12 protein-coding genes are annotated in these 15,921 nt (G+C 72.0%); 6 read left to right on the top strand and 6 right to left on the bottom strand.

What is annotated here, in order from left to right; all coding sequences use genetic code 11:
- The first annotated feature begins 33 nt into the window (after positions 1-33).
- The 3 genes from NYO98_RS03350 to NYO98_RS03340 are packed head-to-tail and all read left to right on the top strand — an operon-like array spanning position 34 to position 4,147.
- Positions 34-1,557: an ABC transporter ATP-binding protein gene (locus NYO98_RS03350; RefSeq protein ID WP_268110107.1), complete on the top strand. Its 1,524-nt coding sequence runs from the start codon at positions 34-36 to the stop codon at positions 1,555-1,557.
- The gene (locus NYO98_RS03345) at positions 1,554-2,846 is read left to right on the top strand and encodes an ABC transporter permease (RefSeq protein WP_268110106.1); all 1,293 of its coding nucleotides are present in this window, start codon (positions 1,554-1,556) and stop codon (positions 2,844-2,846) included. The genes NYO98_RS03350 and NYO98_RS03345 overlap by 4 nt, the downstream gene beginning before the upstream one ends.
- Positions 2,843-4,147 (top strand): ABC transporter permease, encoded by a 1,305-nt coding sequence (locus NYO98_RS03340; RefSeq protein ID WP_268110105.1) that lies wholly within the window; start codon positions 2,843-2,845, stop codon positions 4,145-4,147. Before NYO98_RS03345 ends, NYO98_RS03340 begins: the two co-directional genes overlap by 4 nt.
- Positions 4,148-4,192: 45 nt before the next feature.
- Here NYO98_RS03340 and NYO98_RS03335 read toward each other — a convergent pair whose 3' ends face one another.
- The gene (locus NYO98_RS03335) at positions 4,193-5,437 is read right to left on the bottom strand and encodes an MFS transporter (RefSeq protein WP_268110104.1); all 1,245 of its coding nucleotides are present in this window, start codon (positions 5,435-5,437) and stop codon (positions 4,193-4,195) included.
- Positions 5,438-5,509: 72 nt separating this feature from the next.
- Between NYO98_RS03335 and NYO98_RS03330 the strand changes: the two genes are divergently transcribed.
- The gene (locus NYO98_RS03330; protein WP_268110103.1) at positions 5,510-6,157 is read left to right on the top strand and encodes a FadR/GntR family transcriptional regulator; all 648 of its coding nucleotides are present in this window, start codon (positions 5,510-5,512) and stop codon (positions 6,155-6,157) included.
- Between the two features lie 136 nt (positions 6,158-6,293).
- Here NYO98_RS03330 and NYO98_RS03325 read toward each other — a convergent pair whose 3' ends face one another.
- A complete protein-coding gene (locus NYO98_RS03325) occupies positions 6,294-6,863 on the bottom strand; it encodes a TetR/AcrR family transcriptional regulator (RefSeq protein WP_268110102.1) in 570 nt (189 codons plus the stop codon).
- Between the two features lie 147 nt (positions 6,864-7,010).
- Here NYO98_RS03325 and NYO98_RS03320 point away from each other — a divergent pair, with 147 nt between their 5' ends.
- Complete coding sequence (locus NYO98_RS03320; protein WP_268110101.1) at positions 7,011-8,321, top strand: glycosyltransferase; 1,311 nt, start codon at positions 7,011-7,013, stop codon at positions 8,319-8,321.
- Positions 8,322-8,472: 151 nt separating this feature from the next.
- The gene (locus NYO98_RS03315; RefSeq protein ID WP_268110100.1) at positions 8,473-9,648 is read left to right on the top strand and encodes a sensor histidine kinase; all 1,176 of its coding nucleotides are present in this window, start codon (positions 8,473-8,475) and stop codon (positions 9,646-9,648) included.
- Here NYO98_RS03315 and NYO98_RS03310 read toward each other — a convergent pair.
- From NYO98_RS03310 to NYO98_RS03295, 4 genes are read right to left on the bottom strand one after another with little or no spacing between them, the layout of a single operon-like run.
- Positions 9,638-10,825, bottom strand: a complete 1,188-nt coding sequence (locus NYO98_RS03310) for an amidohydrolase (protein ID WP_268110099.1) — start codon at positions 10,823-10,825, stop codon at positions 9,638-9,640. The genes NYO98_RS03315 and NYO98_RS03310 overlap by 11 nt on opposite strands.
- A gap of 12 nt (positions 10,826-10,837) precedes the next feature.
- Positions 10,838-11,827: a methylmalonyl Co-A mutase-associated GTPase MeaB gene (gene meaB / locus NYO98_RS03305; protein WP_268110098.1), complete on the bottom strand. Its 990-nt coding sequence runs from the start codon at positions 11,825-11,827 to the stop codon at positions 10,838-10,840.
- Positions 11,827-14,007: a methylmalonyl-CoA mutase gene (scpA, locus tag NYO98_RS03300; protein WP_268110097.1), complete on the bottom strand. Its 2,181-nt coding sequence runs from the start codon at positions 14,005-14,007 to the stop codon at positions 11,827-11,829. The genes meaB and scpA overlap by 1 nt, the downstream gene beginning before the upstream one ends.
- The gene (locus NYO98_RS03295) at positions 14,004-15,845 is read right to left on the bottom strand and encodes a methylmalonyl-CoA mutase family protein (protein ID WP_268110096.1); all 1,842 of its coding nucleotides are present in this window, start codon (positions 15,843-15,845) and stop codon (positions 14,004-14,006) included. The genes scpA and NYO98_RS03295 overlap by 4 nt, the downstream gene beginning before the upstream one ends.
- Positions 15,846-15,921 lie beyond the last annotated feature (76 nt).

The raw sequence follows: 15,921 nt of genomic DNA, 5'->3' as shown, positions 1-15,921 counted from the left end.
TCCGGACCATCCCGACCCCTAGGATGCGATGCCATGAGACTCGTCCTGCGAGGCATCACCAAACGCTTCGGCAGCGTGGTGGCCAACGACTCGATCTCCCTCAGGGTGGAGCCCGGTGAGATCCACTGCCTCCTCGGCGAGAACGGCGCCGGCAAGTCCACGCTGATGAACGTCCTCTACGGCCTCTACAAGGCCGACGAGGGCGAGATCGAGCTCGACGGCGAGGTGCAGCACTTCACCGGCCCCGGCGACGCGATGGCGGCCGGCATCGGCATGGTCCACCAGCACTTCATGCTCATCCCCGTCTTCACCGTCGCCGAGAACGTCATGCTCGGCAACGAGACCACCGGCTTCGCCGGCACGCTGGACCTCGCCGAGGCGAGCAAGCGCGTCACCGAGATCTCGGAGCGGTTCGGCTTCCACGTCGACCCCGACGCCGTGGTCGAGGACCTCCCCGTCGGCGTGCAGCAGCGCGTGGAGATCATCAAGGCCCTGTCCCGCGACGCCGAGCTGCTGGTCTTCGACGAGCCCACCGCCGTGCTCACGCCGCAGGAGACCGACGAGCTGATGGACATCATGCGCCAGCTCAAGGAGGCCGGGAAGGCCATCGTCTTCATCACCCACAAGCTCCGTGAGGTCCGCGAGGTCGCCGACCGGATCACCGTGATCCGGCTCGGCAAGGTGGTCGGCGAGGCCGAGCCCACGGCCAGCAACGTCGAGCTCGCCTCGATGATGGTCGGCCGCCCGGTCGAGCTGGTCGTCCACAAGGACGCCCCCACGCTCGGCGACGACGCGCTGGTGGTCAGGGACCTCCAGGTGGTCGACGCGGCCGGTCACAAGCAGTGCGACGGGCTCAGCTTCACCATCCGCGCCGGCGAGATCCTCGCTGTGGCGGGCGTCCAGGGCAACGGCCAGACCGAGCTCACCGAGGCCCTCCTCGGCCTCCAGGACGACGTCAGCGGCTCGATCAGGCTCGACGGCGTGGAGCTGGTGGGCCGCTCCACGCGCAAGATCCTCGACGCCGGCGTCGGCTTCATCCCCGAGGACCGGCAGGTCGACGGCCTCGTGCCCGGCTTCACCATCGCCGAGAACCTCATGCTCAACCGCAGCTTCAGGTCGCCGTTCGTCAGGAACGGCTCGCTGCGGCTCGGCGCGCTGCGCGAGTTCGCCCAGCAGAAGCTGAAGGAGTACGACGTCCGCGCCCGCGACATCGACTCGCTGGCCGCCAACCTCTCCGGCGGCAACCAGCAGAAGGTCGTGGTGGCCCGCGAGCTCTCCCGCGACCTGCGGCTGCTCGTCGCTGCCCAGCCCACCCGCGGTGTCGACGTCGGCTCGATCGAGTTCATCCACAAGCAGATCGTCGCGACCCGCGACAGCGGCATCCCGGTCCTGGTGGTCTCCACCGAGCTCGACGAGGTGGTCGCGCTCGCCGACCGCATCATGGTGCTCTACCGCGGCAAGGTCGTCGGCATCGTCCCGGCCGACACCCCGCGCGAGACCCTCGGACTCATGATGACCGGCGAACGCCCGAAGGACCTGAAGGACGTGGTCGCGTGAGTGACACCCCCAAGCCCCAGCCCGACGAGCCCGACGCGCCGGTGACGGACGACGAGGCCGCCCGGGGCACGACGGCCACCGACACGGTGACCGAGGAGCCCGGGACCGACCCCCACGACGCGCGCGGTGAGCGCTCGCGGTCGCTGCTGCGCGAGATCGCCTCGGGCGACGTCCTCGCCGGGGTGCTGGCCGTGGTCCTCGCGGTCTTCGTCGGCTCGGTGATGATCGCCGCGACCGACGACGCGGTGCGCGAGGCCGCCGGCTACGTCACCGCCCGCCCCTCCGACTTCTTCACCGCCGTGTGGGACGCCATCTCCGGCGCCTACAGCGCGATGTTCCGCGGGGCGGTCTTCAACTACAACCTCACCGAGCCCGCCCAGCAGTGGCGCCCGCTGACGGAGACGCTGAAGTTCTCCGGCCCGCTGATCCTGGGCGGCCTCGGCGTCGGCCTGGCCTTCCGGGCGGGGATGTTCAACATCGGTGGCCGCGGCCAGATGCTCATCGCTGGTGCCGCGGCCGGCTGGGTCGGCTTCAAGCTCGACCTGCCGCTCGCCGTCCACCTGCCGCTCGCGATCCTCGTGGGCATGGCTGCCGGCGCCCTGTGGGGTGGCATCGCGGGCGTGCTGAAGGCCCGCACCGGGGCCCACGAGGTGATCGTCACGATCATGCTCAACTACGTCGCCTACTACCTCGTGTTCTGGGCCCTCACCAAGGATTGGCTGCTCAAGACACCCGGCTCGGTGAACCCGAAGTCGCCGCCGATGAAGGAGTCCGCGACCCTGCCCAAGGTGCTGGGCGACCAGTTCAACCTGCACCTCGGCTTCGTGATCGCCATCGTCGCGGTCGCGGTCGCGTGGTGGCTGCTCAACCGCTCCACCCTCGGCTACCGCATCCGTGCCGTCGGCGAGAACCCGCACGCGGCCCGCGCCTCCGGCATCGACGTCGGCAAGACCTACATCGTCGTGATGATGATCGCCGGCTCCCTGCTCGGCCTCGCCGGCATCAACCAGGTGCTCGGCACCGTGTCCAGCGGCGTCTCGCTCGACCTCGACGCGGCGATCGGCTTCGACGCCATCACCGTCGCGCTGCTCGGCCGCTCCCGCCCGCTCGGGATCCTGGCCGCCGGGCTCCTGTTCGGCGCCTTCAAGGCCGGTGGCTTCACCATGCAGACCTCCGAGAACATCTCGGTCGACCTCGTGCTCGTGGTGCAGTCGCTGATCGTCCTCTTCCTCGCCGCCCCTCCCCTGGTGCGCGCGATCTTCCGGCTCCCCGCCCAGGAGGCCAAGTGAGCACCGTGACCACGCAGCCGACCCCCGAGAGCGGTGGGCTGGCTCCCGACACCGTCGTGACGCCCACGCGCGGCGCGGGCGCTCGCAAGCTCCCGGTGGTGCTCGGCGTGCTGACCCTGCTCCTCGCCGGCATCCTGCTGCGCTCCAAGCCGTCGGGCGACACGACGTTCCAGCTCTCGGTCGCGACCGACTTCGTCACCCTGCCCGACATCGTGGTGCCGTCGGGCCCCACCGCCTGGCTGATGGTGGTGATCTGCCTCGGGCTCACCGCGGAGGCGGTGCGCCGCATGCTCACCCGGCTCCACCAGCCGATGTGGATCCCGATCACCTTCGCGATCGTGTGGATGATCGGCTTCCTCAGCTGGGCCGCCGCCGGCGACCGGATCCGTGTCGTCAGCCTGCTCGGCGGTGCCGTGGCGCTCGCGATCCCGCTCGTCTTCGGCGCGCTGGGCGGCGTGCTCGGTGAGCGCGCCGGCGTGGTCAACATCGCCATCGAGGGCCAGCTGCTCCTCGGCGCGTTCGCCGCTGCCATCACCGCCTCGACGACGGGCTCGCCCTGGGCCGGTGTCGCGGCCGCCGCGGTGGCCGGCGCCCTCGTGGCGCTGATCCTGGGCCTGTTCGCGATCACCTACTTCGTCGACCAGGTGATCGTCGGCGTCGTGCTCAACGTGCTCGTGGTCGGCCTGACGAACTTCCTGTTCCGGCAGGTGCTCACGCCCAACGCGGAGTCGCTCAACTCCCCCGAGCGCCTGCGCGCGGTGCCGATCCCGGTGCTCGGCGACATCCCGTTGATCGGGCCGATCTTCTTCCGCCAGACGCCGCTCGTCTACCTGCTCTACGTCGTCGTCGCGGTCGTGGCGTTCGCCCTCTACCGCACCCGCTGGGGGCTGCGCCTGCGCGCGGTCGGCGAGCACCCCAAGGCCGCCGACACCGTCGGCATCAAGGTCAACCGCACCCGCTACCGCACGATCCTGCTCGCGGGTGCGATCGCCGGCATGGGCGGCGCCTACTTCAGCCTCGTCTCGGTCGCCGGCTTCAACCGCGAGATGACCGGCGGTGCGGGCTACATCGCCCTGGCCGCCGTCATCTTCGGCAAGTGGGACCCGATCCGCGCCACGCTGGCGGCGTTGCTCTTCGGGTTCGCGACCAACCTGCAGGGCGTGCTCTCGGCGATCGGCTCGCCCGTGCCGAGCCAGTTCATGCTGATGCTCCCCTACCTCGTCACCATCTTCGCGGTGGCAGGTCTCGTGGGCCGCTCCCGGCCGCCGGCTGCGGACGGCGTGCCCTACCGACAACAGTAGGTCAGCTCGAGGAGGGCCCGGCGCCGTGCGCCGGGCCCTTCGTGCTCATCCGGCGACGCGGGACGCGTCGTCCTCGACGAACCGCGGCTGGCAGGCGAACCATCCCGCGACCACTCCCGGGACGGCGGTCGCGGCGAGGACGACCAGCGGCGTCGACCACGACCCCGTCGTCTCCCGGAGCAGGCCGAGCCCGATCGGCCCGAGGCACGCCAGGCCGTAGCCGATGCCCTGCACGAAGCCCGACACGGTCGAGGCGGACTGCGCCGTCCGCGTCCGGTGGTTGATGAGCGTCATGCAGAGCGGGAAGGTGCTGACCCCGACGCCCAGCGCACAGACCCACAGCACGGTGCCGTCCAGCGGCGAGACGGCCAGGCCGAGGTAGCCGAGGACGAGCACGGCCGAGCACGCGACGACGACCCCGAACGGGTTGCGCAGGCGGGTGGCGAGGTGCGGCACCACCACGGCGGCGAGCACGCCCCACGCCGAGTAGAGGCCGACCATGGTCCCGCCGAGCGACGCGCTGCCACCGGCGTCAGTCAGCACCGCCGGAACCCACGTGATGATGCTGTAGTTGGACAGCGACATCATCGCGAAGAGCCCCACCAGTCCCCAGACGGTCGGCGACCGGCTGACCCGGAGCCTGTCGGAGGGCGTCGCGGCGACCGGCACGTGGTGGTCGGCGGGCAGCCTGACCGCGAGGACGCACCAGACCACCGCGGCCACCGCGGCCGGCACCGCCCAGATGCCCACCGAGACCCGCCAGCCCGCCGCGTCGGCCACCGGCACGGCCAGGAGGGGTGCCACGAACTGGCCCGTCTGCATCAGCAGCAGGTACGACGACGTCCACAGGGCGATGCGACCGGCGAACCAGGCCTTGATGAGCGGCACGAGCACGACGTTGGCCGCGCCGATGCCCGCCAGCGCGAGCACGGTCGACGCCACCAGCGCCAGGGGCGTCGGGGAGAGCGCGCGCAGCACGAGCGAGAGCGCCGAGAGGCCGAGGGCGGCGGTCGCGGTGCGCTCGAGGCCGTACCTCCGCGTCACGAACGGTGCCAGGAAGCCGAAGACGCCGAAGGTCGCGGCCGGCACGGTGCCGAGCAGGCCGGCGAGGGCGAGGCCGAACCCGAGGTCCGAGCCGATGATCTCCAGCAGTGGCGTGATGCCCGTGACGGCGGTCCGCAGGTTGAGCGCGGTCAGCGCGATCGCGAGCCCGGCCCAGAGGGCCAGCGGACCTCGGGTCGCCGTGCCCGACCGTCCGTTCGTGGGTGCAGTTGCGGCGGGGATGGTCAACACTTGCTCCGAGGTCGCGGCGAATGATGGGATCATGGGATGAATCACGGCGAGTCTGGCACACCCCCACCGGTGCGTCGAGTGGGGCTGATCGACCAGGTCGCCGCGCGCTTCCAGGAGGAGATCACCTCGGGCCGGTGGCCGGTCGGTGAGCGGATACCCGTCGAGGGCGACCTCGTCGCCGCCTTCGGGGTCGGGCGCAACACCGTCCGTGAGGCGTTGCAGTCGCTCGTGCACGCCGGGCTCCTCAGCCGGGAGCAGGGCCGCGGGACCTTCGTGATCTCGACGTCCGAGCTCAGCGGCTCGCTGGCCCGGCAGCTCGCCGGCGGCAGCCGGCACCACTACCTCGAGCTGCGGCTGGCGCTCGACAGCGCGGCGGCCTCGCTCGCGGCGCTGCGTCGTACGGACGCCGACGTCGACCTGCTGCGTGACCTGCGGGACCAGCGCGAGGCGAGCTGGGCGTCGGAGGACCCCGACGTCAGGGCGGCCGCGGACCTCGCGCTGCACCGCGCGATCGTGGCGGCGACGCACAACCCCCTCTACCTCCAGCTCTACGCGAGCGTGACCGACGTCTTCGCGAGCCACATGCGCCACGACGAGTCCGGCGACGACGCCACGGCCCATCGCCGGCACCACGACCTCGTCGAGGCGATCGCCGAGGGTGACGCCGACCGCGCGTCGGTCGTCGTCAGGGCCATCTTCGAGCCCTTCATGCGCTGAGCCTGGTGGCTCGCTACTGGTCGCTCAGGTGGAGCGCAGTGCGGCGATGGTCTTCACCAGAGGGCAGCTGAAGGGCGCTGCTCGTCGCGGGCGGGCGAAGCCGCGGCGTTGTCGGCGAGCATGAATCACCCTTCGCTCAGCGCGTGAGAATGGTCTCGCGCACGGTGCGCGCCACAAATGCGGTGTACGCCTCCGGCGATTGGCGGTCGTGCTGGACGAAGCGCACGTAGGTCTCAGCGCTCGTGATGACGCAGAAGGCCTCGACGAGGTCGTCGAAGGGCACGTCGCGCCGGAGCCAGCCGCGGTCGTCGACGTGCTGCAGCACGCGTTCGACCTGACGACGGATCAGGACGAGCATCTCGGCATGGAAGCCGGTCAGCTCCTCGTCACCTTGGTGTGCGCCCACGACCGTCATCCACAGCCCGGCCGCAGGTGCATTGATGGCGAGCATCGCCTCGCCCATCATCGTCGCCAGCTCGCTGGGGCCGGGCACCTGCAGCATCGCCCGGCCCAGTTCGGTGGCGAAGAAGTCCTCCTCGCCCTCGACGCCGAAGGCCGTCAGCTCCACAGCGGCGCGCAGCAGCGCCGACTTCGGCCCGTGCTCTTGGACCGTCTTGACCGATACGCCGGCCGTTTCGGCAAGCTGGCCGAAGGTGGTTGCGTGGTACCCCTGCCGCCCGAACAGCTCCACCGCCACCTCGACCACCCGAAGGCGTGTCTCCGCCGCTTGGCGCTGCCGAAGATCGGATCGGTACGGACGACCTGGAGCAACCATATTGACTACTATCGCATGGAGGTGAATAGTGGACGGAAGGCGTACAGCCCGTCTCGGGAACCTTCATCGAGGTGTCTCATGGCGTCCATCATCATTGCCGCAGTACCAGTCCACGGTCACGTCACTCCACTGCTTGCGGTCGCTCGCCACTTCGCCGAGCGCGGCGACCGTGTGCGCTTCCTGACTGGCACCCGTTTCGTCGACGCGGTGGAGGCCACCGGCGCGCGACACGTTGCTCTCCCGGCGGACGCAGACTTCGACGACCGGCAATTCCTGGATCACAACTTTCCCGAGCGCGTGGGACTGAACGGCGCGAAGTCGCTGGCGTTCGACGTGGAGCACGTCTTCGTGCGCCCGGGCCGGGCCCAGCACGACGCGGTCATGGCCCTGCAGGAGGCCGAGCATGCGGATGCGATCCTGACGGATCCCGCGTTCACTGGCGGCGCATTCATGCTTGGCCACCGGCTCGGCACAAGGCCACCGATCGTGGTCTGCGGCGTCATCCCACTCACCATCGCCAGTCGCGACACCGCGCCGTTCGGCATGGGCCTCCTGCCGCTGCGCGGTCCCATCGGTCGCCTGCGCAACGCAGCGCTGGGCGGGCTCGCCGCTCGCATGGTGTTCCGCGGGGCGGAGCGTGTGGCTGGGGAGGTCAATCACCAGCTGTTCGCACGACCGCTGCCGTTCCCGGTTCTCGATTGGCCACGGCACGCCGACGCCATCGCGCAGTTCACCGTTCCCGAGTTCGAGTACCCCCGCTCCGACGCGCCGACCACCCTGCACTTCGTGGGCCCGATCTCCCCCACTGGCTCGCAGGCGCCGATGCCGCCGTGGTGGGACGAGCTCGACGGCTCACGGCCCGTCGTCCACGTGACGCAGGGAACGATCGCGAACCGTGACTACCGTCAGATCATCGCTCCGACGCTCGAGGGGCTCGCCGACGACGACGTGCTCGTGGTGGTCTCCACTGGCGGACGTCCGCTCGACACGCTTCCGCCACTGCCAGCCAACGCGCGCGCCGCGGCATTTCTGCCCTACGACGAGCTCCTGCCTCGGACCGACGTGTTCGTCACGAACGGTGGCTATGGAGGCGTCCAGTACGCCTTGCGCCACGGCGTACCGATCGTGACGAGCACCGGCCAGGAAGACAAGCCCGAGGTCGCCGGCCGGATCTCCTGGTCCGGCGTGGGTCGCCGCCTCAAGACCGAGACGCCCCCACCCGCCGCGGTCGCAGACGCTGTCCGAGCGGTGCTCCGAGATGCCACGTATCGGGCCAGCGCCGGGCGCATCGCGGCGAGCATGGCCCAAGCCCGCGGCCTCGCTCACCTCGCCGAACTCGTCGACCATCTGGCAGCCAGCCCGCATTCCTCGCCGACTGACCACGGGTAGGCAGGGCCACGGCCGCGCAGATCGCGGACCCGTGGCGGGTCGGCGACGCAGCGACCAGCGGTGGCCCCTACACCACCAGGGTGGCCTGTATCGGCAGCGGATGCCACGGGGTACGGTGCAACGCACGCCAACACGATTCTCGGAGGTCCTGATGGCTCTCGATGAGCGCGACCCCGGTCGCTCCTCGTCGGCCGACGCGCAGGTGGGCGCCCAGGCAATGTCCCAGAGCAGCGAGCGCTACGCCTCGATGTTCACCCACCACCCCCACGCCACCTACTCGGTCGACCCGCGGGGCTACTTCACCGACGCCAACCAGCTGTCGCTGGAGATGACCGGGCTCAGTCTCGAGGAGATGCGGCAGACCCACTTCCGGCAGGTCATCCACCCCGACGACGTGCACCTCATCCAGGACGGCTTCGACCGAGCCATGGCCGGCGACCCGCAGGTGGTCGAGGCGCGGGTCGTGCGCATCGACGGCGAGGTCATCGACATCCGCTGCACGGCCATCCCGGTGATCGTCGGCGGCGAGGTCGTGGGCGTGCACGGCGTGACCGAGGACGTCACCGAGGCCAAGCGGGTGCTGCGCGAGCTGGAGGAGGCCAACGCCGCCAAGACCCTCTTCCTGGCCACCGTGAGCCACGAGGTCCGTACGCCGCTGGCAGCCCTGATGGGCGCCTCCGAGCTGCTGCTCGACACCGACCTGCCGCCGGAGCCCGAGCACTTCGCCCGCATCGTGCACCGCTCCGGTGAGCGCCTGCTGCACCTGGTGCAGGAGATCCTCGAGTTCTCCGGTCTCGAGGCACGCCAGACGGTGCTGCGCAGGGCGCCGGTCGACGTACGCGCGATCGTCGACGACGTGGCGTCGTGGGCCGTCCCGCTCGCCGAGCAGCAAGGGCTGGCGATCCGCTTCACCGTCGACGAGGGGGTCCCCGCGTCCGGCCTCGGCGACACGCGGCGCATCACCCAGGTCGTCACCAACCTCGTCCAGAACGCCATCGCCTACACCGAGCACGGCTCCGTCGACGTCCTCGTCAGCGGCCGCCCCTGCTCCGCGGACGGCCCGGGCGTGGGCAGCTGGGTCGACTTCCGGGTCCGCGACACCGGGATCGGCATCGCCGACGACGACCTCCGCACGCTCTTCGACCCGTTCGTCCAGGCCGACCCGCAGTCCGCGGGCGACCGCCTCGGCGTCGGCCTCGGGCTGGCGATCTGCCGCGAGCTGGTCGACCTGATGAGCGGGCACCTCGGCGTCGAGTCCACCCTCGGCGAGGGCAGCGCCTTCACCTTCGGGCTCCCGCTGCCCCCCGCCTGCGGCGTCAGTCGCTGAGCGCGGTCACCGCGGCCTCGGCGAGGACGCGGGCGGCGATGCCGGTGGCCGCCTCGTCGACGCGGAGGTTCCCCTGGTGCAGGTCGTACGTCGGACCGCCGGGCGAGCGGGTGCCGAGGCGGGCCATCGCACCGGGGACGGAGTCGAGGTACCACCCGAAGTCCTCGCCGCCCAGGCTCTGGGCGGTGGAGACGTGGCCGTGCACGCCCAGGACGTTCTCGACCGCTGTGCCGAGCAGGCGCGTGGACTCCGCGTGGTTGACGACCGGGGGCACGCCGCGCTGGTAGGTCACCTCGGCGGTCACGCTGTAGGGCGCCACGATGGCGGCGATCAGCTGGCGGATCAGGTGCTCGGCGTCGGCCCAGGCGACCGCGTCGAGCATCCGCACCGTGCCGGCCACCACGCCGCCGTGCGGGATCACGTTGTGCGCGGAGCCCGCCCGCACCATGCCCCAGACGACGCTGACCCCCGCACGGGGGTCGAGGCGCCGGCTCAGGATCGCCGGGAGCTCGGTGATGACCTTGCCGAGGGCGAAGGTGAGGTCCTCGGTGAGGTGGGGCCGCGAGGTGTGGCCGCCCTTGCCGATCAGCCGCACCGTCAGCGCGTCGGCGGCACCGGTGAGCGGTCCCTCCCGGAGGCCGAGGCGGCCGACGTCGAGGCTGGGGTCGCAGTGCAGGCCGAAGACGTGGGAGACGCCCTCGAGCGCACCGGCGGAGATCAGCTGCAGCGCCCCACCGGGCATGACCTCCTCGGCCGGCTGGAAGAGCAGGCGCACGCGCCCGGGCAGCATGCCGCGAGCCGAGACCTCTGCCAGCGCGAGGCCGGCACCGACGAGCCCGGCCGTGTGGACGTCGTGGCCGCACGCGTGGGCCACCCCGGGGTTGGTGCTGCGCCACGGGTCGGAGATGAGGTCGTCGACCGGCAGCGCGTCGAGGTCGGCGCGCAGCGCGACGAGCGGGCCGCTGTGGCCGATCTCGGCCAGCACTCCCCCGCCCTCGGGCCGCCGCACCGTCCATCCGGCACCCTCCAGCGCGGTCACGACCGCCTCGGAGGTGCGCTCCTCGGCCCAGCTCAGCTCGGGGTGGGCGTGGAGGTCGCGGCGCAGGGCGACGAGGTCGTCGGCGTACTTGTCGACGACCTCGGCGATGACAGGAGTGGCGGGCAGTTCGCTTGGCATGACCGACCCAGTCTAGGTGGCGCGCCCGTCGTAGGCGGCGAGTAGCCGATCCGCGGCCAGCGGGGCCGGGAGCTCACCGGACAGCACGGCGCGGCGTACGTCGTCGCGCACCGCGGCGACGCCGGGCGAGGAGCGCAGCCGCTGGTCCAGCTCGTCGCGCACGAGGGCCCAGGTGAACTCGAGCTGCTGCCCCGCGCGCTTGTGGGCCAGGCCGTCGACGCCGAGGTGCTCGCGGTGGGCGAGCACGCGCTGCCACACGTCGTCGACGCCCTTCCCCGTCAGCGCGGAGCAGGTGACGACCGGTGGCGCCCACTCGGCGTGGCCCCGTACGAGCCGCAGTGCACCGGCGAGCTCGCGGGCGGCCACGCGGGCGTCGGCCTCGTGGTCACCGTCGGCCTTGTTGACCGCGACCACGTCGGCGATCTCGAGGATGCCCTTCTTGATGCCCTGCAGCTGGTCACCGGTGCGGGCGAGGGTGAGGAAGAGGAAGGTGTCGACCATCCCGGCGACGGTGACCTCGGACTGCCCCACGCCGACCGTCTCGACCAGGACGACGTCGTACGCCGCCGCCTCGAGCACCAGCATCGCCTGCGTGGTCGCGCGCGCGACGCCACCCAGCGTGCCGGCCGAGGGCGAGGGCCGGATGAAGGCGCCGGGGTCGACCGACAGCGTGGCCATGCGGGTCTTGTCGCCGAGCACCGACCCGCCGGTGCGCACCGACGACGGGTCCACGGCGAGGACGCCGACCCGGTGACCCGCTCGGGTGAGTCGGGTGCCGAGCGCCTCGATGAAGGTCGACTTGCCCACCCCGGGGACCCCGGAGATCCCGACGCGGGTCGCCGTCGGGTGCTCGCGGGCCGCCAGCTCGGTGAGCAGCTCGCGCGCGGCGAGGCGGTGCTCGGGACGCGACGACTCCACCAGGGTGATCGCGCGCGCGACCGCGGCCCGCTGGCCGTCCTGCACGCCCGCGACCAGCGCGGCGACGTCGATCGGGCGCGGCATCAGCCGGCGTGCTGTTCCCGCAGGCGCGCGATCAGGTCGAGGGCCGACTCCGCGATGACCGTGCCCGGCAGGAACACCGCCGCCGCGCCCATCTCCTTGAGGGTGGGCACGTCGTCGGGCGGGATCACGCCGCCGATGACGACCATGATGTCGGGGCGGCCCTGGTCGGCGAGCGCCTGCTTGAGGGCGGGCAGCAGCGTCAGGTGGCCGGCCGCCAGCGAGGAGACACCGACGATGTGGACGTCGGCGTCGATCGCCTGCTGGGCGACCTCCTCGGGCGTGGAGAACAGCGGCCCGACGTCGACGTCGAAGCCGAGGTCGGCGAAGGCGGTGACGACGACCTTCTGGCCGCGGTCGTGGCCGTCCTGGCCCATCTTGGCCACGAGGATGCGCGGGCGACGCCCCTCCTCGGCCTCGAACTCCTCGGTGGCCTGCAGGACCGCGGCGACGGCGCTGCCCTCGGGGGCGCCTGCCTCGTCGCGGTACACGCCGCTGATCGTACGGATGACCGCCTGGTGGCGGCCGTAGACCTTCTCGAGCGCGTCGGAGATCTCCCCGACCGTGGCCTTCGCGCGGGCCGCGTCGACGGCCAGCGCGAGGAGGTTGCCCTCGAGCGAACCGCCACCGACCGGGCCGCGCTCGGCCGACGCCGTCAGCGCCTCCAGCGACCGGCGTACGGCGTCGTCGTCGCGCTCGGCGCGCAGCCGCTCGAGCTTGGCCACCTGCTGGCGGTAGACGTCGTCGTTGTCGACGCGCAGCACGTCGAGCTTGTCCTCGGCGGCGAGGCGGTAGGTGTTGACGCCGATGACCTTCTGGACACCGGAGTCGATGCGCGCCTGGGTGCGGGCGGCCGCCTCCTCGATGCGCATCTTGGGGATGCCCTGCTCGATCGCCGCGGCCATGCCGCCGGCCCGCTCGGCCTCCTGGATGTGCGCCCAGGCGCGCTCGGCGAGGTCGTGGGTGAGCTTCTCGACGTAGTAGGAACCGGCCCAGGGGTCGATGACCTGCGTGGTGCCGCTCTCCTGCTGCAGCAGCAGCTGGGTGTTGCGCGCGATGCGTGCGGAGAAGTCGGTCGGCAGCGCGATCGCCTCGTCGAGCGCGTTGGTGTGCAGCGACTGGGTGTGCCCCTGGGTCGCGGCCATCGCCTCGATGCAGGTGCGACCCACGTTGTTGAAGACGTCCTGGGCGGTCAGCGACCAGCCCGAGGTCTGGCTGTGGGTGCGCAACGAGCGGGACTTGGGGTTCTGGGGGTCGAAGTCGTCGACGAGCCGCGCCCACAGCGCGCGGGCCGCGCGCATCTTCGCGACCTCCATGAAGAAGTTCATCCCGATCGCCCAGAAGAAGGACAGGCGCGGTGCGAACTGGTCGATCGTCATGCCGGTGTCGAGGCCGGCGCGGATGTACTCGACGCCGTCGGCCAGCGTGTACGCGAGCTCGAGGTCGGCGGTCGCCCCGGCCTCCTGGATGTGGTAGCCGGAGATCGAGATCGAGTTGAAGCGCGGCATCCGCTGCGAGGTGAAGGCGAAGATGTCGCTGATGATCCGCATGCTCGGCGCCGGCGGGTAGATGTAGGTGTTGCGGACCATGAACTCCTTGAGGATGTCGTTCTGGATGGTCCCCGCAAGCTGCTCCGGCCTCACCCCCTGCTCCTCGGCCGCCGCGATGTAGAGCGCGAGGACCGGCAGCACGGCGCCGTTCATCGTCATCGACACCGACATCTCGTCGAGCGGGATGCCGTCGAAGAGGGTGCGGGCGTCGTAGATCGAGTCGATCGCCACGCCCGCCATGCCGACGTCGCCGCGCACCCGCGGGTGGTCGGAGTCGTAGCCGCGGTGCGTCGCGAGGTCGAAGGCGACGCTCAGGCCCTTCTGGCCGGCCGCGAGGTTGCGGCGGTAGAACGCGTTGGACTCCTCGGCGGTCGAGAAGCCGGCGTACTGCCGGATCGTCCACGGCTGCGTCGTGTACATCGTCGGGTAGGGCCCGCGCAGGAACGGCGCCAGGCCGGGCCAGGTGTCGAGGCCGTCGAGGCCCTCGAGGTGCTCGGGGCCGTAGACGGGGAGGACGTCGATCCCCTCCGGGCTGCGCCAGGGCTCACCCGTGCCCTCGGTGGTCGAGGACGGACGAGGTCCTGTCGCGAGACCCCCGAGCGGGACGTCGGCGAAGTTCTTCGGGATGCTCATCGGGCGAGCTCCTCTCGGATCCGGCGGAGGAAGCCGAGCGCATCGACTCCCATCGCGCACGAGTCGTCCACGTCGGTCACGGTCCGCTCCCCCGGCTTGCCGGCCAGCACGACGTACGACGCCCCTGCCGCGCGCAGCGCCGCCACGAGGTCGGCGCCCCACTCGGCGTAGGCCGCGTCGGTGCCCGCGAGGCAGACCACGGGCTGGCCCGCGTAGGCCGCCGTCACCGACGCCACGTCGGACGTCGCCCCGGCCGACTCGACGGCGACGCCGCCGGCCGCGAGCAGGTTGGTCGCGAAGGTCGCGCGAGCGGTGTGGGCGGCGATCGGGCCCATGGTCGCGAGGAAGACCGGCGTCGTGGCGGGCTGGGCGCGCATGTCCTCGTAGGCCCAGCCGTAGTGGACACCGGCACGCCCCCAGAGCTCGCGCTCGGGCAGCACCTCCGCGAGGTGGGGGAACTCCGAGACGCCCGTCAGCGGGCGCGACCGGTCGGCGATGCCCTCGTCGCGCGTCGCGCGGACCGCGGAGACCCGCTCCTTCACACCGGCGGCCGCCCGCTCGCCGAAGCCGCCGTCGGCCTCGATCCGGCCCAGCTCGGCCCAGCCGGCGACCGCGAGGTCGTCGGTCAGCCGCTCCACGGCGTAGGAGCCGCCCGCCGGGTCGGTGACCGTGGCGACGTGGGACTCCTCGATCAGCAGCGACGAGGTGTTGCGGGCGATCCGGCGGCCGAACGCGTCGGGCCGGCCGAGCCGCTCGTCGAAGGGGACGACCGTGAGCGCGTCGGCGCCGGCGACTCCTGCGGCGAAGGCGGCGACGGTGCCGCGGAGCATGTTCACCCAGGGGTCGTACTTCGTCATCATCGCGCGGCTGGTCACCACGTGCTGGCGCTGCGCGACGCCGTCGGAACCCCGCTCGCTCCCGGACGCCTCCAGCACCCGCGCCCAGAGCCGGCGGGCAGCGCGCAGCTTGGCGATCGTCGGGAACTGCTCGTCGGTGGCGGCGTAGCGGAACTCGAGGAGCCCGGCCGCCTCGTCGACCGTCAGGCCGGCGTCGGTGAGGAGGCGGAGGTAGTGCACGCCCACGGCCATCGTCCAGCCCAGCTCCTGGGCGTCGCTGGCCCCGCGGTCGTGCAGTGCGGTCCCGTCGACGACGGCACCCAGCACGCCCAGCGCCTGCGCCCGACGGACCGTGTCGACGAACGACTCCGCCACCGACCGGCCGCCCTCGGGGATGCCTTCGCCGAAGGCCAGCGCGGTGGCCGGGTCGGCGGACAGGTTGTTGCCCGGGTGCGGGTCGCCCGGGGTGTCCTCGAGCAGCCGTGCCAGGGCCTCGGACTGCTCGGCGGTGGGCCGCTCGAGCGTCACCGGGGCGAGGTCGAGCAGCACGCCGCGCAGCGCGGTGGCGAGGTCGTCCGCCGCCAGATCGGAGGGGTCGAGGTACAGCGAGGCCGCGCCGTTGTCGAGGTCGACGAGGGCCGCCTCGTTGATGGCCGCCGCGTCGTCGCCGACCAGCGACGTACGCACGTCCCATGCCCCCCGGCGGGACGGGCGGCCGCCGGTGGTCAGCCCGTCGAGGTCGGAGGGCTGGCCTACCGGGGCGACGTCGATGCCGTCGAGCGTCGTGCGGGTCAGCGCCGCCCAGACGTCGGAGTCGGGCGCGTCCTCGCCGAGCCGGCGGGCCTTGCGCAGCACGGCGGCCGTGGCCGCCTCCCACGCCGCGACGTCGTAGGAGTCGCCGTCGCCGACGAGGCGGAGCGAGCCCTCCGCGGGCTGCAGCTCCTCGGGCTCGTCGAGCCCACCGTCGAGGCCATCGGGGTGGCCACCAGGGAGGTCGGTCATGCTGCGCAGGATAGGCCCGTCGCGTGGCGAGGGTCACTGGCGACGGCTATGGGATAGGTCACCGTCCCGGCCGGGC

Source organism: Nocardioides pini (assembly GCF_026712185.1).
GTDB lineage: Bacteria > Actinomycetota > Actinomycetes > Propionibacteriales > Nocardioidaceae > Nocardioides > Nocardioides pini.
The sequence above is the reverse complement of the archived record's forward strand: the minus strand, read 5'-3'. Positions and strand labels throughout refer to the sequence as shown.